At 72.0% G+C, this 18,166-nt stretch carries 13 protein-coding genes and 2 pseudogenes; 3 read left to right on the top strand and 12 right to left on the bottom strand.

Annotated features, from left to right (window positions below; genetic code table 11):
* Positions 1 to 2 precede the first annotated feature (2 nt).
* The 9 genes and pseudogenes from B082_RS0131410 to B082_RS0131365 form a co-directional block, all read right to left on the bottom strand.
* Complete coding sequence (locus tag B082_RS0131410; protein ID WP_018555756.1) at positions 3 to 986, bottom strand: ABC transporter substrate-binding protein; 984 nt, start codon at positions 984 to 986, stop codon at positions 3 to 5.
* A 171-nt stretch (positions 987 to 1,157) separates the two neighbouring features.
* Positions 1,158 to 4,106, bottom strand: coding sequence for a DUF4157 domain-containing protein (locus B082_RS37130; RefSeq protein WP_420707715.1), 2,949 nt, complete (start codon positions 4,104 to 4,106; stop codon positions 1,158 to 1,160).
* Positions 4,107 to 4,189: 83 nt separating this feature from the next.
* Positions 4,190 to 4,294: pseudogene (locus tag B082_RS38470) on the bottom strand (acyl-CoA dehydrogenase family protein); the annotation flags it as partial.
* Positions 4,295 to 4,300: 6 nt separating this feature from the next.
* The gene (locus B082_RS0131395) at positions 4,301 to 4,915 is read right to left on the bottom strand and encodes a YdcF family protein (RefSeq protein ID WP_051094736.1); all 615 of its coding nucleotides are present in this window, start codon (positions 4,913 to 4,915) and stop codon (positions 4,301 to 4,303) included.
* Between the two features lie 53 nt (positions 4,916 to 4,968).
* A complete protein-coding gene (locus B082_RS0131390; protein ID WP_018555753.1) occupies positions 4,969 to 5,760 on the bottom strand; it encodes a GntR family transcriptional regulator in 792 nt (263 codons plus the stop codon).
* 405 nt (positions 5,761 to 6,165) lie between these two features.
* A complete protein-coding gene (locus B082_RS0131380) occupies positions 6,166 to 7,332 on the bottom strand; it encodes an acyl-CoA dehydrogenase family protein (protein WP_018555751.1) in 1,167 nt (388 codons plus the stop codon).
* An 8-nt stretch (positions 7,333 to 7,340) separates the two neighbouring features.
* A complete protein-coding gene (locus tag B082_RS0131375; protein WP_018555750.1) occupies positions 7,341 to 8,303 on the bottom strand; it encodes a hydroxymethylglutaryl-CoA lyase in 963 nt (320 codons plus the stop codon).
* Entirely contained in the window at positions 8,300 to 10,384 is a 2,085-nt protein-coding gene (locus B082_RS0131370; RefSeq protein ID WP_018555749.1) for a biotin carboxylase N-terminal domain-containing protein, read from the bottom strand. Before B082_RS0131370 ends, B082_RS0131375 begins: the two co-directional genes overlap by 4 nt.
* A gap of 7 nt (positions 10,385 to 10,391) precedes the next feature.
* Positions 10,392 to 11,999 (bottom strand): carboxyl transferase domain-containing protein, encoded by a 1,608-nt coding sequence (locus B082_RS0131365; protein WP_026250386.1) that lies wholly within the window; start codon positions 11,997 to 11,999, stop codon positions 10,392 to 10,394.
* Between the two features lie 121 nt (positions 12,000 to 12,120).
* Here B082_RS0131365 and B082_RS0131360 point away from each other — a divergent pair, with 121 nt between their 5' ends.
* Entirely contained in the window at positions 12,121 to 12,822 is a 702-nt protein-coding gene (locus B082_RS0131360; protein ID WP_018555747.1) for a TetR/AcrR family transcriptional regulator, read from the top strand.
* 33 nt (positions 12,823 to 12,855) lie between these two features.
* Positions 12,856 to 13,689 carry a phosphatase gene (locus B082_RS0131355; RefSeq protein ID WP_018555746.1) on the top strand — a complete coding sequence of 278 codons (834 nt, stop codon included), beginning with the start codon at positions 12,856 to 12,858 and terminating at the stop codon, positions 13,687 to 13,689.
* Here B082_RS0131355 and B082_RS0131350 read toward each other — a convergent pair.
* Positions 13,686 to 14,669, bottom strand: a complete 984-nt coding sequence (locus B082_RS0131350; protein WP_018555745.1) for a helix-turn-helix transcriptional regulator — start codon at positions 14,667 to 14,669, stop codon at positions 13,686 to 13,688. The two genes, B082_RS0131355 and B082_RS0131350, sit on opposite strands and share 4 nt — an antisense overlap.
* A 63-nt stretch (positions 14,670 to 14,732) precedes the next feature.
* Between B082_RS0131350 and B082_RS0131345 the strand changes: the two genes are divergently transcribed.
* Positions 14,733 to 15,905 carry an epoxide hydrolase family protein gene (locus tag B082_RS0131345; protein WP_018555744.1) on the top strand — a complete coding sequence of 391 codons (1,173 nt, stop codon included), beginning with the start codon at positions 14,733 to 14,735 and terminating at the stop codon, positions 15,903 to 15,905.
* Between the two features lie 32 nt (positions 15,906 to 15,937).
* Here B082_RS0131345 and B082_RS37125 read toward each other — a convergent pair.
* Positions 15,938 to 16,978: pseudogene (locus tag B082_RS37125) on the bottom strand (cation diffusion facilitator family transporter); the annotation flags it as partial.
* Positions 16,979 to 16,984: 6 nt separating this feature from the next.
* Positions 16,985 to 18,166 (bottom strand): IS200/IS605 family element transposase accessory protein TnpB (locus B082_RS0131335; protein ID WP_018555742.1); only part of this gene is annotated, 1,182 nt, incomplete at its 5' end.

The raw sequence follows: 18,166 nt of genomic DNA, 5'->3' as shown, positions 1-18,166 counted from the left end.
GGTCAGGCGACCTTCTTGGCGTCCTCGATGGCCTTCGCCAGGTCCTCCAGGATCGGCGCGCACTTGTCGTAGCTGTAGATCGGCTCGGTGGTACGCGGGATGACCTGGCCCGCCTTGACGGCCGGCAGCTGCGCCCAGGTCGGCTTGGAGGTGAGGGCGTCGGGCTGGAGGGCCGAGGAGCGGTTGTCCATCATGATGATGTCGGCCGCGTACTTGTCGACGTTCTCCCAGCTCAGGTTCTCGAAGAAGCCCGCCTCGTCCACCTTCGGCTCGACGAAGCCCACGCCCAGCTCCTGGAAGTACAGGGTGTCGGCGGACATCTTGGCGAGCGAGACGTAGAACAGGTCCTGGCTGGCCGAGCCGATCATGACCTTGATCTCCGGCTTGGACTTCGCGGCGGCGCGCAGCCGGGCCGCGGCCTTCTCGAAGCGGGTCTTCGCGGCGACGACCCCGGCGGCCTTGACGTCGGCACCGAGCGAGGCCGCGAGGTCCTCGTGGCGCTGGATGGCCTTCGGAATCGTGGTCTGGGCGGCCCACAGGGCGACGCTCGGGGCCAGCTTCAGGATCTTGTCCTTGGACTGGTCCGGCACGTACCAGAGGGCGTCCTTCTCCCACATCGCGGTGACCAGCAGCTCCGGGCCGAGCGCCGCGTACTTCTCGACGTTGAACTCGCCCCAGACGTTGCCGAGTATCTCGACCTTGCCGATGTCCAGGTCACCGGCCTGCACATCGGCCTTGCCGTCCTTGGTCTTCGTCGGGCCGAAGACGGCCTTGACCTCGATGCCGTAGTCGTGGAGGGCGGCGGCGACACCGGTGAAGGCGACGATGTTCTTCGGGACGGACTTCGCCTCGGCGCTCTGCCCGCGGTCGTCCTTGAACTTCCACGGTCCGGCGTCCGCGCTCTTGGAGCCGGAGGCGGCCGAGTCCTTCGAGTCGCTGCCGCCGCAGGCCGCGAGCACGGCGCCGAGACCAACGGCGCCGCCCATGGCCAGCAGGCCACGGCGGGTGGGACGGGACGCTCGGGCAGTGCGCATGACGGAATCCGCTTTCGTACGAGCCGGAGACCGGCAGGTGACACGTTCGAAGGAAGGCTAGCCTAACCTCAGCGTGTGGCGACCTGTCGATGGGGCCCGGCCCCGGTGGACGCGGCGCCGCCCTCAGGCCTCCGTCGCCCGGACGTGCTCGTACCAGGCGCTGCCGCCCTTCGTCGCGTCGTGGTGCGGGTCCTGCTTCCACTCGCTCCTGGTCACCTTGAAGTTCGCGCCCGGCATGAGCAGGACCTCGGACTCGGTGTTCTGGTAGCGGTGGAAGGGTTCGACGTCACGGCCGTACTTGCCGGTGAGCGTCAGCTCCAGCAGGATCCGGTGCGTCGCCCTGCCGGAGACCTTCTGGCCGCGCATGAAGTCCATGGCCACGGGCTCGTCCCTGCTGGTGCTGTCGAACGAGGTGGTGAAGACGGAGCCCGGCCGGTAGTTCAGCGCGGCCTGCTTGCCGAGCTGGTAGACCGACTCGTCGCCGCCCGCGTTCCAGTCGCCGCGGAAGACGGTGCCGGTGACGGGAGGCAGCCGCTTCAGCGCCTCCATCGTCATGTCGGCGTGCGCCTTCATCTCCTCGAAGAGCACGGGCGCGAGGAGGTCGACGCGCGCGTCGATGACGGCGACGGCCGCCTTCTTGGCCGTCGGGTCCGTGCCCCGGGCGGCCGCGAGCTGGGGCGCGATCACCGGGTCCTCTTCGAGGGTGTTCACCGCCTCGCCACCGGGGTCCTGGGCGGCCCACTTGAGCTGCTTCTTGATCTGTTGCAGTGAGAGCGCCTCGGCACCCGAGGCGGCCAGGCCGGCGGTGCCGTACGGCGCGTACCCCTCGGGCAGCAGCCGGCTGCGCACCACCGAGTTGATCATCTGGTGCGCGCCCCCGGTGTAGGCCATCAGCGCGGTCGCGTGGGCGGGCTTGAGCCGCTCCGCGAGGGCCGTGGTGGAGGCACCGTTGTTCCTCGCCTTCCAGTCGGCGATCTCCGGCGTGGGCGCCGTGTCGCCCGCGAGGAAGTCGGCGTACCTGCCCGGCACTTCACCCGCCGTGGCCCGGCCGGGCTCCATGAAGCCGCTCGCCGCGGGGTCGACCGCACGGGGCATGTTGGCCTGGGCGAGATACATCAGCTCGTGCGGGAACTGCCCGTCGACGCAGACGTTTCGGCGCAGCTCCTCCTCCGTGAAGGGCGCGATGCTCTGGTACATCAGCGCCGCGCCCTTGCCCGCTCGGGCGACGGTCTCGCCCGGCCCCTTGACCCCGGCCGCCCAGGAGCCGCGCAGGATCTCGTAGAGCGAGTGGTCCCAGGACGGCAGCATCCAGCCCATCAGCGCCATCCGGTAGTCGAAGACGTCCACCCCGGGCACGTTGATCCACTGGAAGGTCTTGAGCATCCGGGTCGTGGTGCCGGACATCCCGGCGACGATCGGGATGCCACGCTCGGCGTTCGCCTTCGGCCAGGCCTCGTTCTGCTGGATCTCCCAGTAGGCCGCGCCCTCGTTCCAGGGCAGCTTGTCATCGGGCCCCGGCTTTCCCGCGAACTCCAGCTCGCGCGCGCTGAGCGGGGCGCCGCGGGTCTCGTAGTCCCGGGGGGTCTTGCGGTTGGCCGCCTTGTCGGCCTCGCTGCGCTCCTTGCGCGGCCCCTGGCTGCTGATCATCTCGCGGGTGTCGCCGGCCACGGTCTCCGAGTCCGACTGCCACAGCAGGCCACCCAGGGCGTACGGGTCCTTCTCGTAGTTGTAACCCTTGCCGACGGCGCTCGCCCCGGCCCACAGGGGCAGCCGGGTCCAGCTGTTGAGGAACGCGGAGTGCTTCTTCAGCTCCTCCTCGTTCATGCCGAGGGTCGACGCCAGTTTCGGCTTGGGCCCGATGATGCTGTTGAGGATGTTCTTGAGCGACAGCTCGGCGCCCTTGTTGTAGTAGGCGGCGTTGTAGACGGCCGTGATCAGCTCACGGACGTTGCCGTCCCGGGAGAAGAAGTCGTTGATCTGGGCGGTGGTCATCTTCTCGCCCACCTGCCCGGCGCTCGTCCGGTCGTCCTTGAAGAACGACTTGTTGGCGAGCGCGGAGTCCTTGTGCTCGATGCGGCTGTACTTGATGAGTAGCTGCTTGAGCCGGTTCACCGTCTTGCGCGCCGCCGCGAGCGCCCTCGGGTGCCCGAAGGCGTACGCGCCGAGCCGCTGCTCGAACCGCTCGGCCGACGCCTGCCAGTTGGTGTGCGCGTAGTACTGGGCGTGGTCGAAGGGCGCCTCGCCCTCGCCGAGGCGTTGTACGGCGATCTCCCCGCCGGTACGGGCCGGGCCGTCCGCCGTCCGCTGCACGGGCGCCGCCCCGGTGGGCGCGGGACCGGCCAGGACCCGGCGGGCGTTCTCCTCCGCCGCGCGCTCGAAGCGGTCGGAGGGGTCCGAGACCCGGAGCCCCGAGCCGTTGTCGGTGCCCGCGACCGGCCCCTGGCGCTGCTGGATGACGTGCGTCAGCTCATGGGCCAGCGTGTGCCGGTCCGCGCCGCCGGAGCCGATGACGACATGGCTGCCCGAGGTGTAGGCGCGGGCCCCGACCTCGGCCGCCGAGCGCTGGGCGGCCGGCCCGGTGTGCAGCCGCACATCGGAGAAGTCGGCACCGAGCCGCGCCTCCATCTCCGTACGGACGTCACCGCCCAGCGGCCGCCCGGGGCCGCGCAGCACGTCCGGCACGGACGAGCGCTGCACGGGAGCGGGCCCGCCGCGCCCGCAGGACGGCCCGTGCTCATGGCGCTGTACGGGCGCCGACTCGCCGTGCCCGTGGGGGAGTCCGGGTATCCGGCAGTCGGCCTGCCACTGCCGCTCCAGCGCCCGGACGACGGCGGCGTTGCCCATCGAGCGCTGCAACGCCCCGAGCCGGCCCCCGGGCACCGCGCCTCCGGAGCCGACCGCGCCCGCGAGACCGACCGTCCCGGCGAGGCCGACCGTCCCGGCCGTCCCGGCGAGGCCGACCGGTCCGGCCGGCGCCACGGCGCCGGAGACCACGGCGCCGGCCGAGCGCGCGGCAGCGGGCTCCGTACGGACCGGGCGAGGGGCGGCATCCTGCTTGTCCTGTGCGCGCATGCTCCGATCATTGGCCATCGGGCCCCCGGCGGGCTAGGGGTGTCTTACGCATCACACGCGCGGTCGGACCGTGCGCGGCCGGATCAGGCCTGGAGCCCCAACTCCCGCGCGATCAGCATCCGCTGTACCTCGCTCGTGCCCTCGCCGATCTCCAGGATCTTGGAGTCGCGCCACATGCGGGCGACGGGGGGGGGCTATCCGTACGCGTTGGCCCCGTCCGCGATGAGCCGGCTCGTGAAGCCTGCTCGGCACAGCCGCTCGTACGCGGCAGCCACGTCGTCCGGAACGGGGTCGGCGGCCATGAAGCCCTGCGCCGGGTAGATCATCAGGCGCTGCAATGCGCCGACCAGCATGTCGATGACCATGCGGTCGTTCTGGATCGAGGCCAGGTACTCCTCGAACGTGACGGGGGCCGAGGCACACACGAACGCGACTCCCGGCCACAGTTTGCGTGCGGTGGCGTGGGCGCGACGTTCCTCGTACGGCTTGCTCACCAGCAGGACGGACGAGATCGGGACGCCTGCCTCTTCGAGGACCGCCCGGGAGAAGCGGATGTTCTCCCCGGTGTTGCGGGCGCGCGGCTCGATGAGCACCGCGCGGTCGGGGACGCCGAGTTCGAGGGCCCGCTCGCGATAGTGCACGGCCTCACCGCGGGGCATGCGCGCACGCGAGGTGGGGCTGGTGGCGCCGGTGAACACGATGAGGGGGGCCATACCGCCTTGGTAGAGGCGCACGGTCATGTCCGCGACCCCCAGGTCATGGCTGCCCAGGCCGATCGCCACCGAGCAGGGGCGCGGGTCGTGGTGCATCAGGTGGTGGTCCCACAACAGCAGGGCGTCCGACCACGACCGGGAGGAGACGGTCACGTGGTACCTCCGCCCTGGGCCGAGTCGGGAACGTCGAAGTCGTACGACCAGGTGAATCGTGAGGCGACGTGCACGCCTATCGCGAACTCGACGACCGTTCCGTCCGCCGTGTACACGGTCCTGTGCAGTTCGACCACCGGTTCACCCCCGGCCAGCATGAGCAGTTTCGACTCCTCGGGGGTCGCCGCGCGTGCGAAGAGTTCCTCGCGCATGCGGTCGATTTCGTAGCCCGCGTCGTAGAGCACGCGAAAGCCGCCGCCCCGGCCGGCAGGACCCGGGGAAGGGTCGACCAGACGTGTGCCCTCGACGTGCTCGGGGCGGTAGTAGCTGGTCAGCGTATGCGTCGGCTGCCCGGCCTCTCGTACGACGCGGGCGCGGGCGTAGACGTGCGAACCGGGGGTCAGGCCGTGCGCGGCAGCGACGGCTGGTGGTGCCTCGACCCGCTTCACCGTCTGCGTCTGGTCGTCACGTCTGTGGACGCGCCCGGACGCCATGCGGTCGGCGATGAACGCGACCTCGTCGCCGTCGCGCCACTTGGCCTTGTCGTACCTGCTGATGCCGAGACGCTTGAGCGGAGGCCGTTGCCGTACGACTGTGCCGTGTCCGCGCGACGAGGTGACCAGACCCTCGGCCTCCAGGGCCCGGTATGCCGCGTGGACCGTGGACTTGGAGCCCTCGCCCGCTTCCACGAGATCCCTGATGTGCGGCAGTCGGTCCCCCGGGGAGTAGGCGCCGCTCCGGATCCGGTCGGCCAGCCTGTCCGCCAACTCCCGCCACTTGGGCGCCATGCGCAACTCCTCTCGCAACGTCTCAAGGAGCAGTCAAGCACAGCACAATGACCTTGACAGTCCTGGGACTGCGGGTCAATATCGAACTCGGCAAGTTCGTAGTCCCGAGACTGCGAATCTGTGGAGGTCCAGGGTGTGAGTGAACTCAAAGGTGCGGTGCGATGACGAACGGCAGCAAGGCGCGACAGGGGCTGTCCCGGTTAACGGAGCGCTTCGGGAAGGACGGTGTCCTCATCGTCCCGATGGCCGATTCGGGGGCGGAGGGAGCCGACCTCGTGCCCGGTGCGGCGCTCCGTCGGCCTCCGTGCGAGTGCGGGCACTCGTTGTGCCCCGACTATGTGCCGGAGCACGAGGACTGAAGGCCCCTTCGGCCGGGCGGGCCCATGGCGCGCCCGGCCCCGTGCCTCAGGCCTGGAGCCCCAACTCCCGCGCGATCAGCATCCGCTGTACCTCGCTCGTGCCCTCGCCGATCTCCAGGATCTTGGAGTCGCGCCACATGCGGGCCACCGGGTACTCGTTCATGAAGCCGTAGCCGCCGTGGATCTGGGTCGCCTCGCGGGCGTTGTCCACGGCCACGGTCGAGGAGTACAGCTTGGCGATCGCCGCCTCCTTCTTGAACGGCTCGCCCGCCAGCAGCCGGGAGGCCGCGTCCCGCCAGCCGATCCGGGCCATGTGCGCCCGCGTCTCCATGTCCGCGATCTTGAACTGGATGGCCTGGTTGGCGCCGATCGGCTTCCCGAAGGCGTGCCGCTCGGCGGCGTACTTCACCGACTCGTCCACACAGCCCTGTGCCAGGCCCGTCGAGAGCGCCGAGATGGCGATCCGGCCCTCGTCCAGGATGCGCAGGAACTGGGCGTAGCCCCGGCCCTCCTCGCCCAGCAGGTTCTCCAGCGGGACGCGGACATCGGAGAAGGACAGCTCACGGGTGTCCGAGGCGTTCCAGCCGACCTTGGAGTAGGGGGCGGCGACCGTGAAGCCGGGGGTGCCGGACGGGACGATGATCGAGGAGATCAGCGGGGCGCCGTTCTCCTTGCGGCCGGTCACCGCCGTGACCGTCACCAACTCGGTGATGTCCGTGCCGGAGTTGGTGATGAAGCACTTGGAGCCGTTGATCACCCACTCACCCGACGCCTCGTCGCGCACCGCCGTCGTCCGGGTGCCGCCCGCGTCCGAACCGCCGTCCGGCTCGGTCAGGCCGAACGCGCCGAGCGCCTCACCGGAGCAGAGCCTCGGCAGCCAACGCTGCTTCTGCTCCTCCGTGCCGAAGCGGAAGACCGGCATCGCGCCCAGCGAGACCCCGGCCTCCAGCGTGATCGCCACCGAGGAGTCGACCCGGGCCAGCTCCTCCAGGGCGATACCGAGCGCGAGGTAGTCGCCGCCCATCCCGCCGTACTCCTCCGGGAACGGCAGCCCGAACAGGCCCATCCGCCCCATCTCGCGCACGATCTCGTACGGGAACTCGTGCCGCTCGTAGAAGTCGCCGATCTTCGGGGCGACGACGTCGTGCGCGAACTCCTCGACAGTGCGGCGCAGTTCCTCGTGCTCGGCGGTCAGCCGGTGGTCCAGGGACATGGGGACGTTCACTCCTTGTAAGGCTGGGGCGCGAGTGCGCGGACCGTACGGGACGGGCTGGGCCGGCCCAGGTGTCCGGCGAGCCACACGCTGGTGGCGGTCAGCTCGTCGAGGTCGACCCCGGTTTCGATACCGAGGCCGTCGAGCATCCACACGAGATCCTCGGTGGCGAGATTTCCGGTCGCGCTCTTCGCGTACGGGCAGCCGCCGAGGCCGCCGGCCGACGCGTCCACCGTGGACACGCCGTGCCGCAGCGCCGCGAGGGTGTTGGACAGGGCCTGCCCGTACGTGTCGTGGAAGTGCACGCCGATCGTCTCCGTGCGCACCCCCGCCTCGTTCAGCCCGGTCAGCAGGGCCTGTACGTGGCCGGGGGTCGCGACGCCGATGGTGTCGCCGAGGGACAGCTCGTCGCAGCCGAGGTCCATCAGCGCCTTCGCCACCCGCACGACCTGGGGGAGCGGGACGGGCCCCTCCCAGGGGTCGCCGAAGCACATGGAGAGGTAGCCGCGCACATGCACCGCGTCCGCCTTGGCACGGGCCACCACGGGCTCGAACATGGCCAGCGACTCGTCCACCGTGCGGTTGAGGTTGCGGGCGGCGAAGGTCTCCGTCGCGGAGCCGAACACGGCGATGGCACGGGCTCCGAGCGCCAGGGCCCGGTCGAGCCCCCGCTCGTTCGGCACGAGGACCGGCAGCGCCACGTCGCCCACGTCCGCGATGTCGCCGAGCATCGGGAACAGCTGCTCGGCGTCGGCGAGCTGGGGCACCCACTCGGGGTGCACGAAGCTCGTCGCCTCGATCGTGGTCAGCCCGGCGACCGCGAGCCGGCGGACGAACTCCGCCTTGATCTCCGTCGGTACGACCGCCTTCTCGTTCTGGAGGCCGTCACGGGCGCCGACCTCGTGGATACGGACCCGGGCGGGCAGGCCCTCGGCGGGCACGGTCATCGGCAGGGTGCGGGCGGTCGTCATGCTTCCTCCCCGGCGGCGGGGACCACGACCGCCAGTACCTGGTCCATGGCGACCGTGGCCCCGGCCGTGACATCGAGTTCGGTGACGGTGCCGGCGTGCGGGGCGGAGATGACGTGCTCCATCTTCATCGCCTCCACCACCAGCAGGCTCTGCCCGGCGGCGACCTCGTCCCCGACCGCCACCTTGACCACCGTGACGGTGCCGGGCATGGGCGCGGCGAGCGTGTCGGCGCCGGAGCGGGCCGCGCCGGTCAGCGACGCCTCCACCGGGTCGTGGTCCCGTACGTGCCAGCTGTCGCCGTCCCGGCCGAGCCAGTGCCCCTCCGGGGAGACGGCGTACGCGAACACATGGGTCACCCCGGCGAGTTCGAGCGTGATGCGGCCGCCGTCCACCGCGAGCGTCCGCGCGGTCTCCGGTCCGCCGGGCAGCGGTCCGAGCGGGCCGCAGGCCCCCGATTCCGGGGCCGGCGGGCCGCAGACCTCGCCGACATGGCCGAACGTCAGCTCCGTCGCCCCGCCGCCGCACGGCCGCAGGGCCACCTGGACCGGGTCGTGACCGGGGATGTGGAAGTCGCGCAGGGTCCGGGCCGGGGTGCCGCCGAGCCGCCAGCCGTCACCGGCCGAGAACGGGTCGGCCCAGGCCCCGGCGCGGGCGGCGGCGGACGCGGTGTGCTGCCGCAGCAGCGCGGCCGCCGCGTACACCTCCTCCGGTACACCCCCGGGGACCAGCGCGTCCACCTCGCGCTCCACCAGACCCGTGTCCAGCTCGCCCGCCACCACGGCCGGGTGGCCGAGGAGCCGGCGCAGGAAACCCGCGTTGGTCGGGACGCCGAGGACGACGGTGTCCGCGAGGGCCGCCCGCAGCCGGCGCAGGGCGGTCGCCCGGTCGGGGCCGTACGCGATGACCTTGGACAGCATCGGGTCGTACAGGCTGCCGACCTCGCCGCCCTCGCCGAGCCCCGAGTCCGTGCGCACCCCGCCGCCCTGCGGTTCGCTGAGCGCCAGCACCCGCCCGCCCGAGGGCAGGAAGCCGCGCGCCGGGTCCTCGGCGCAGACCCGGGCCTCCACCGCGTGCCCGGTGAGCGTGATGTCGTCCTGCCCGTACGGCAGCCGCTCCCCGGCGGCGACCCGCAGCTGCCACTCCACCAGGTCCAGGCCGGTGACCAGCTCGGTCACCGGGTGCTCGACCTGGAGCCGGGTGTTCATCTCCATGAAGTAGTACGAGGACGGGTCGTTGCCCGGGACGATGAACTCCACCGTGCCCGCGCCGACGTAACCGCAGGAGCGCGCCGCCTGGACGGCCGCCTCGCCCATCGCCGCCCGTGTCCCCTCGTCGAGCAGGACGGACGGCGCCTCCTCGATGATCTTCTGGTGGCGGCGCTGGAGCGAGCACTCGCGCTCGCCGAGGTGCACCACGTTGCCGTGGGCGTCGGCCAGCACCTGGATCTCGATGTGGCGCGGCCGGTCGATCCACCGCTCCACGAGCAGGGTGTCGTCGCCGAAGGAGGCGCGGGCCTCGCGCCGGGCCGCCGCGATCTCGTCCGCGAGCAGCGCCGCGTCCCGCACCAGGCGCATGCCCTTGCCGCCGCCGCCCGCCGAGGGCTTCAGCAGCACCGGCATGCCGATCGCGTCCGCCGCGTCCGCCAGCTCGCCGTCGCTCAGCCCGCTCCCGGAGGAGCCGGGGACCACCGGGACGCCGGCAGCGGCGACGGTCTCCTTGGCCCGGATCTTGTCGCCCATCAGGGAGATCGCGTCGGCGGGCGGCCCGATGAAGACGAGCCCCGCCTCCGCGCAGGCACGGGCGAACGCCGCGTTCTCCGCGAGGAAGCCGTAGCCGGGGTGGACCGCTCGGGCGCCCGTGCGGCGGGCCGCCTCCAGGAGCCGGTCCGCGCTCAGATAGCTCTCCGAGGCAGGGGCGGGCCCGATCCGTACCGCCGTGTCGGCCTCCCGTACGTGCCGCGCCCCCTCGTCCGCGTCGCTGAAGACGGCGACCGAGCGCACGCCCAGCTCGCGCAGGGTCCGGATGACCCGGACCGCGATCTCGCCCCGGTTGGCGACGAGGACCGTGTCGAACATCGTCATCTCTTCCTCACATCCGGAAGACGCCGAAGCCGGCGTCGCCCAAGGGCGCGTTGGCGCACGCGGTCAGGGCGAGCCCCAGCACCTGCCGGGTCTCCAGCGGGTCGATCACGCCGTCGTCCCAGAGCCGGGCCGTGGCGTAGTACGCGTTGCCCTGGGTCTCGTACTGCTCGCGGATCGGGGCCTTGAAGGCCTCCTCGTCCTCGGCGCTCCAGTCGTCGCCCAGCTGGTCGCGCTTGACGGTGGCGAGAACGGAGGCGGCCTGCTCGCCGCCCATGACGGAGATCTTCGCGTTGGGCCACATCCACAGGAAGCGGGGGCTGTAGGCCCGGCCGCACATGGAGTAGTTGCCCGCCCCGTAGGAGCCGCCGACCACCACGGTCAGCTTCGGCACGCGGGTGCAGGCGACGGCGGTGACCATCTTCGCGCCGTGCTTGGCGATGCCGCCGGCCTCGTAGTCCCGGCCGACCATGAAGCCCGAGATGTTCTGGAGGAAGACCAGCGGGATGCCGCGCTGGTCGCACAGCTCGATGAAGTGCGCGCCCTTCTGGGCGGATTCGGAGAACAGGATGCCGTTGTTGGCGACGATGCCGACCGGGTGGCCGTGGATGTGCGCGAAGCCGGTGATCAGCGTCGTCCCGTACTCCGCCTTGAACTCGGCGAACCGGGAGCCGTCGACCACCCGGGCGATCACCTCGCGCACGTCGTACGGGGTGCGCGAGTCGACGGGCACCGCCCCGTACAGACCGGCCGGGTCCACCTTCGGCTCGTCCACCGGCCGCACCGACCAGGGCAGCGGGGCCCGGTCCGGCAGCGTCGCCACGATGTCGCGCACGATGCGCAGCGCGTGCGCGTCGTCCTTGGCGAGATGGTCGGTGACCCCCGACGTACGGGAGTGCACCTCGCCGCCGCCCAGCTCCTCGGCCGTGACCACCTCACCGGTCGCCGCCTTCACCAGCGGCGGGCCGCCCAGGAAGATCGTGCCCTGGTTCCGGACGATGACGGCCTCGTCGCTCATCGCCGGGACATACGCCCCGCCGGCCGTGCACGAGCCCAGCACCGCCGCGATCTGCGGGATGCCCGCGCCGGACATCCGGGCCTGGTTGTAGAAGATCCGCCCGAAGTGCTCCCGGTCGGGGAAGACCTCGTCCTGCATCGGCAGGAAGGCGCCGCCGGAGTCCACCAGGTACAGGCAGGGCAGCCGGTTCTCCAGCGCCACCTCCTGGGCCCGCAGATGCTTCTTCACGGTCATCGGGTAGTACGTGCCGCCCTTGACGGTCGCGTCATTGGCGACGACCACGCACTCCCGGCCGCTGACCCGGCCGATTCCGGCGATCACCCCGGCGGCCGGCGCGGCGCCCCCGTACAGCCCCTCGGCCGCCAGCGGGGCCAGCTCCAGGAAGGGCGAACCGGGGTCGAGCAGCGTGTCCACCCGCTCCCGGGGCAGCAGCTTGCCGCGCGCCACATGCCGGGCGCGGGCCTTCTCACCCCCGCCGAGCCTGGCCGTGGCGAGCCGCTTGCGCAGCTCGTCGGCGAGCGCGTGATGCGCCGCCTCGTTGGCCTGCCAGGCCTCCGAGGCGGGATCGGCCGCGCTCGCCAGCACCGGTGCCTGCTGCATCCTGTCGAGCCCCCTTGCCCGTACCGCAGTGTCGTGATGAGCGTCAACGCGACGATGTTAGTGACCGTTAACGTGTCCACAGGTTAACGACCGCTAACGCGCCTGTCTAGAATGGCTGCTCATGAGCACCCATGCCGCCGCCCGCGTCGCGGCTCCCACCCGTCGCGAGCAGATCCTCCGGGAGGCCGCCCGGCTCTTCGCCGAGCGCGGCTTCCACGGTGTCGGCGTCGACGAGATAGGGGCCGCCGTCGGCATCAGCGGCCCCGGCCTCTACCGGCACTTCCCCGGCAAGGACGCGATGCTCGCCGAGCTCCTCGTCGGCATCAGCGAACGGCTGCTGGCCGGCGGGGAACTCCGGGTGTCCGAGGACGCCGTCTCGGGCGACGGGTCGCCCGAGGCCCTGCTGGACGCGCTCATCGAGGGCCACATCGACTTCGCCCTCGACGACCGCCCCCTGATCACCCTGCACGACCGCGAGCTGGACCGCCTGCGGGACACCGACCGCAAGCGGGTGCGCCGGCTCCAGCGGCAGTACGTCGAGGTCTGGGTCACCGTCGTCCGCGACCTCTACCCGGACCTCCCCGAGCACGAGGCCCGCGCCGCCGTCCACGCCGTCTTCGGCCTGCTCAACTCGACCCCGCACCTCGGGCCCGTCCGGGGCTCCGGCGCGGGGGAGGGGGCGGACGCCGTGACGCCGGAGAGGGACCCCGGACAGGCCCCGGGCCGCCCCGACGCCCTGCCGGGGCGCACCGAGACGGCCGCGCTGCTGCACCGGCTGGCGCGGGGGGCCTTCGCCGCCGCGGGGGCCCGGGAAGGTTCCTGACCGGCCGCGCCCGGACCACGGCACAATGGGCCCATGCCGATACCCAGCCGTGCCGCCCTCGTCGAACAACTCGTCCGCACGCGCATCGCGGGAGACGTCGCCACCCCGCGCGACAACAACCTCTCCCACTACCGCAAGCTCGCCAACGGCGACCGGTACTTCTGGCTGGGTCTCGAACTGGGCGACCGCTGGCGCGACGAGCAGGACGTGCTGGCCGTGATGGCCGAGCGGTGCGGGGTCAGCGACGATCCGGAGCACCGGTTCGGGCAGGACACCATCGATCCGGAGCTGACCGTCGCCGCCCTGGACCGGGCGGCCGCCAGGCTGCGGAAGGCCGCCGACGGGGCCCAGCGGGTCCTGTTCGCCACCGGCCACCCCGGCGGGCTGCTGGACGTCCACCGGCAGACGGCGGCGGCGCTGCGGGCGGCCGGCTGCGAGATCGTACGCATCCCGTCCGGGCTGATGGCGGACGAGGGCATGGTCTTCCAGTTCGCGGACGTCGCCGTCCAGGAGCGCGGCGCCACCCTCTGGCACACCCACTCCCCGGCCCCCATGGCGGCGATCCTGGACGGTCTGGAGCGGGAGGGCCGCCCGCTGCCCGACCTGGTCGTCGCCGACCACGGCTGGGCCGGGTGCGCGGCGCAGCGCGGCCTGGACGCCATCGGGTACGCGGACTGCAACGACCCCGCCCTGTTCCTCGCGGAGTCCGAGGGCACCCTCCAGGTGGCTGTCCCCCTGGACGACCACGTCCTGGACCCGCGCTTCTACGACCCGATGACGGACTACCTGCTGGACGCGGCGGGGCTGCTCCAGGGCCTGTCCGGCGGATCTTCGCGGGCCCACGAGAATTCGCCGGACAGGCCCTAGGCGGGGCCGTCCGCAGGGGTTTCGGGGGTGGCGCGGGCGTACCGCGCGGCCAGGTCCCGCAGGTGGGCGACCAGCTCGGCGGGCTCCGTCACCGTGAAGTCGTACCCCAGCATCCCGAGGTGGACGGCGAGGCTGTCCAGCGTGTCCGCCCCGGTGTCCAGCACGCAGGTGTGCGCGTCGACCGGCTCCACGACGCCGACCGCCGGGTTGATCCGCTCCAGCACGGCGCCGGCCGGGGCGTGCACCGTCACCCGCGCCCGGTACCGCCAGGCCGCGGCCGACACCTTGCCCGCCACATAGACGGCGGCGTCCCCCTCCGGGTCCTCGCGCGGTGCGAAGCGCGGCCCGGACGGCGTGCGCGGCGTGATCCGGTCCACCCGGAACGTCCGCCAGTCCGCGCGGTCCACGTCCCACGCGACGAGGTACCAGCGGCGCCCCCAGTTGACGACGCGCTGCGGCTCGACCTGCCGGCGCGACGCGTTCCCCGCGTGGTCCCGGTAGTCCAGCCGCAGGCGCTCGCGGTCCCGGCAGGCCGCGGTCAGCGTCATCAGGAGGTCCGGGCCGACCCCCGGATCGGCCCGGTCGGCGGGCACCGGCACGGTGTACTGCTGAAGCGCCCGCACCCGCCGCCGCAGCCGCGAGGGCAGCACCTGCTCCAGCTTGGCCAGCGCCTGGAGCGACGTCTCCTCCATGCCCGGCATCGCGCCCCGCGCGACCGTGCGCACCGCGATCGTCACCGCCACCGCCTCGTCGTCCTCCAGCAGCAGAGGCGGCATCGCGGCCCCGGCCGCCAGCCGGTAGCCGCCGGCCGTGCCCCGGGTGGCGTCCACCGGGTAGCCGAGGGTGCGCAGCCGCTCGACGTCGTTGCGCACGGTCCGGCCGCTCACCCCCAGCCGTTCGGCGAGTTCGGAGCCCGGCCACTCACGCGGTGACTGGAGCAGGGACAGCAGCTTGAGCAGGCGCGCGGAAGTTTCCAGCATGGTCCGCACTCTCTCCGTCCATCAGGAACGAACCTTTCCTACATCGATCCTAGAGTTCTTTCCATGGAGAACAGCAGCGCCACCGCAGCCCGCACCGCCCAGGACGGCACCACCGAGGAAATCCGCCCCTTCCGGATCGAGATCCCGCAGGCCGACGTCGACGACCTGCGTGACCGTCTCGCCCGTACTCGCTGGAACACCGGACTGCCGGGCGTCGACGGCTGGACCCGGGGCGTGCCCGCCGAGTACCTCAAGGGCCTCGCCGCGTACTGGGCCGACGGCTTCGACTGGCGGGCCGCGGAGGACCGGCTGAACGCCTTCCCGCAGTTCCTCACCGAGATCGACGGCCAGGACATCCACTTCGTCCACGTCCGTTCGGCGAAGGCCGGCGCCCCCGCCCTGCTGCTGGTCCACGACTGGCCCGGCTCGTTCGTCCAGTTCACCGACGTCATCGAACCGCTCTCCCGCGACTTCGACGTGGTCGTCACCTCGACCCCCGGCGTCGGCTTCTCCGGGCCGCTGACGTCGACCGGCTGGAACACCGGCCGGATCGCCGCCGCCTTCAACACCCTGATGGCCCGCCTCGGTTACGGAAGCTACGGGGTCCAGGGCAACGGCGGCGGGGCCTGGATCGCCGCCGAGATGGGCCGGCAGGCCCCCGACTCCGTCAACGGCGTCCACGTCAACGGCCTCGTCACCTTCCCCTCCGACGACCCGGCCGACTTCGCCGGGCTCACCGAGTCCGAGCAGACCCGGCTGGAGCGCCTCCAGAACTTCCGCGACGACAAGATGGGCTTCAACGTCATCCAGTCGACCCGGCCCGAGACCCTGGCGTTCGGCCTGCACGACTCGCCGGTGGGCCAGCTGGCCTGGATCATCGAGAAGTTCAAGGAGTGGACCGACCCGGCCGCCGAGCTGCCCGAGGACGCCGTCGACCGCGACACCCTGCTGACCAACGTCAGCCTCTACTGGTTCACCGGCACGGCGGGCTCCTCCGCCCACCTCTACTACGAGATGGCCCACGACCCGGCCGCCTGGGCGCCGAAGGAGCGGGGCACCGTCCCGACCGCCGTCGCCGTGGCGCTCCAGGCAGACGTGGCGATCCGCCGGTTCGCCGAGCGCGACCACCACGTGGTGCGCTGGACCGAGGTCGACCGGGGCGGCAACTTCCTCTCGCTGGAGCAGCCGGAACTGCTGACGAAGGACGTCACGGAGTTCTTCACGACGCTGGGCTGAGCGGCGGTGGCGATGGCGGCGGGATCAGGGGATCAGGGGGTGAGCGGCCGGCCCCCGCCACCTGGCCCGCCGCCCTCCTCGCCGGGCCCGCCACGCCCTTCGCCGGCCCTGCCACGCCCCTCGTCGGGCCCGCCCGCCGGATCGTCTCCGGCGGTGCGGGCCCGGCGCCGTTGTTCCCGCCCCGAAGTCGGATCCAGATACACCCGCTTGATCGACGCGTAGCGCTCCCGCAGCCGCCGCTCGGCCAGCTCGCAGGCCCACTCGACCTGCTCGGCGCTGACCGTGTCCAGGAAGTCGACCTTCGCGGCGACCAGGACCTCGTCCGGCCCCTGGATGAGGGTGGTCAGCTCCAGTACGGCGATGACGTGGTCCACCGAGAGCAGCTCCTCCCGGATGCCCGCCCGCATCGTTGCCGACACCGGGCGGCCGATCAGCAGTTGGGCGTTGGACCGGCCGAGCACCCAGGCCACGTACACCAGCAGCGCCCCGATCAGCAGCGAGGCGACGCCGTCCCAGACCCCGGAGCCGGTCAGCCGGCCGCCGAGCAGCCCGCCCGCCGCCAGCAGCAGCCCCACCAGGGCCGCCGAGTCCTCCATCACCACGGCCTTGACGGCGGTGTCGGGGGTGCGCCGGAAGTAGTGCCTGGCGGGCGCGCCCAGCCGGACGGCCTCGCCGCGCACCTGCTTCAGCCCGGTCCGCAGCGAGAAGCCCTCCAGCAGGAAGGCGACGGCCAGCACGAGGTACGAGATGAGCGGATTGCCCAGCTCCTCGCCCGCGAGCAGGGTGTGCACGCCGTCGTAGACCGAGAAGACCGCGCCGCCGACGAAGGTGGCGACGGAGGCGAGCAGCGCCCAGATGTACCGCTCGGGGCCGTACCCCAGAGGGTGGTCCTCGTCGGCGGGCTTCTCGCTGCGCTTGAGCGCGGTGAGCAGCAGCACCTCGGTGACGGTGTCGGCGACGGAGTGCGCCGCCTCGGAGAGCATCGCGCTCGATCCGCTGATCAGCCCGGCGACCGCCTTCGCCACGGCGATGCCGAGATTGGCGAGTGCCGCGACGACGACGGTGAAGGTGGACCGTTCCTATTCAGTGAGCAGGAGTGGGTCTTGGACCCATTCCTGTTCGCTGCGGACATCCCGAACGGTTTTGGGTGTCCTGGTTGCCCGCGTTCTCGCCGTGTCCGGTGGCACGGATCGTGTCCGTGGTCCGGGGATGCGGGGGCGGGGTCCCTCACGCCCTGGGGCACCTGGTGCGGCCTGGGCGGTCCGATGCCCGTGCGTATCGCTCTGGTGCGCACGGGGCGGTGTCGTCCGACGCCGGATCGGGTGTCCGAGGGCGCGTCTCCCGATCGCGATACCGGCGGCATCGTGACGGGACATCTTCCGGCGGGGTGTGGTCAGTGGCTTCTGCCAGTGCTGGCCACCCCACCGTGAGGTGTAGGCGGGGTCGACCGCGATGATCGCGAGACCGTGCTCGGCGGCCATGGAGACAAGGCGGGCCTTGAGCCTGCCGGTGGGCAGGCCGGAGATCAGCTGCCGGAAACGCTTCCTGCGCCCGTGCTTCTCCCGCGTCTTCTCCGCGCTGAAGTCCAGGTCTTCGATCGCGATCGCGGTGACGCCGGTCTGCTTCGCCCAGTGCAGGAGGCGGGTGAGGGCGTGGCGGACCTGCGCGTCACGGTGTGCGGCCGTTTTGGACAGGTCGTAGGGAAAGCGGTGGGGGTTGCCGACCGGGTTGCCGTGGGGGTCGAGGTGGTAGGCGGCAAAGTGATCGGCGTTGGTGTCCACCCCGATCACACCCCCCGCCCGCGCCGCTGCCAGAGGCATCGTCTGCACGGCAGGACGTTGCCAGGACGCGGTCAGGTACCAGCGGTCCCGGCCGGTGTCGTAGTGGATGCGATAGGCCACAGCACGGTTGCCTTCGACGCGGTCGGCCCACTCACCACCCCGGTGCGCGAACACCACCGGCGAGGTGAGGGTGTAGCGGCCGTGCGCGTTGTTGGCCAAGTGGGCCAAGGGGGCGGGGAGCTTGACGCTGACCCGGCCCTGCGGGGTGACGCGGATGGTCTCGTTCCCGTACCGCTTGCCCGACTCACCGTCCGCCGCCAGAAACCACCGCTCCGTCTCCCACCGCTGACGCCACTCCTCCTCGCTCAGCCCGGCCTCGGCCAGGTGATGGCGGGTGTTCAACAGGCGCTTCCCGCCCCGCACCACCCGCACCCGCCCCGCCCGCCAGTCCGCGACAGCAGCCGCAAGCCGGTCCTCCAG

Origin of the sequence: Streptomyces sp. ATexAB-D23 (assembly GCF_000373645.1) — a bacterium.
In the GTDB taxonomy this organism is placed as follows: domain Bacteria; phylum Actinomycetota; class Actinomycetes; order Streptomycetales; family Streptomycetaceae; genus Streptomyces; species Streptomyces castrisilvae.
Note: the sequence above shows the minus strand (reverse complement) of the source record. Positions and strands in the feature narration are given on the sequence as shown.

Bases quoted from the DNA above. Each gene is read 5' to 3' on its own strand.
- B082_RS0131390 (WP_018555753.1), bottom strand. From the start codon at position 5,760: ATGGCGCCCAAGTGGCGGGAGTTGGCGGACAGGCTGGCCGACCGGATC.
- B082_RS0131410 (WP_018555756.1), bottom strand. From the start codon at position 986: ATGGGCGGCGCCGTTGGTCTCGGCGCCGTGCTCGCGGCCTGCGGCGGC.
- B082_RS0131365 (WP_026250386.1), bottom strand. From the start codon at position 11,999: ATGCAGCAGGCACCGGTGCTGGCGAGCGCGGCCGATCCCGCCTCGGAG.
- B082_RS0131380 (WP_018555751.1), bottom strand. From the start codon at position 7,332: ATGTCCCTGGACCACCGGCTGACCGCCGAGCACGAGGAACTGCGCCGC.
- B082_RS37130 (WP_420707715.1), bottom strand. From the start codon at position 4,106: ATGCGCGCACAGGACAAGCAGGATGCCGCCCCTCGCCCGGTCCGTACG.
- B082_RS0131345 (WP_018555744.1), top strand. From the start codon at position 14,733: ATGGAGAACAGCAGCGCCACCGCAGCCCGCACCGCCCAGGACGGCACC.
- B082_RS0131370 (WP_018555749.1), bottom strand. From the start codon at position 10,384: ATGACGATGTTCGACACGGTCCTCGTCGCCAACCGGGGCGAGATCGCG.
- B082_RS0131350 (WP_018555745.1), bottom strand. From the start codon at position 14,669: ATGCTGGAAACTTCCGCGCGCCTGCTCAAGCTGCTGTCCCTGCTCCAG.
- B082_RS0131395 (WP_051094736.1), bottom strand. From the start codon at position 4,915: ATGCACCACGACCCGCGCCCCTGCTCGGTGGCGATCGGCCTGGGCAGC.
- B082_RS0131375 (WP_018555750.1), bottom strand. From the start codon at position 8,303: ATGACGACCGCCCGCACCCTGCCGATGACCGTGCCCGCCGAGGGCCTG.
- B082_RS0131355 (WP_018555746.1), top strand. From the start codon at position 12,856: ATGCCGATACCCAGCCGTGCCGCCCTCGTCGAACAACTCGTCCGCACG.
- B082_RS0131360 (WP_018555747.1), top strand. From the start codon at position 12,121: ATGAGCACCCATGCCGCCGCCCGCGTCGCGGCTCCCACCCGTCGCGAG.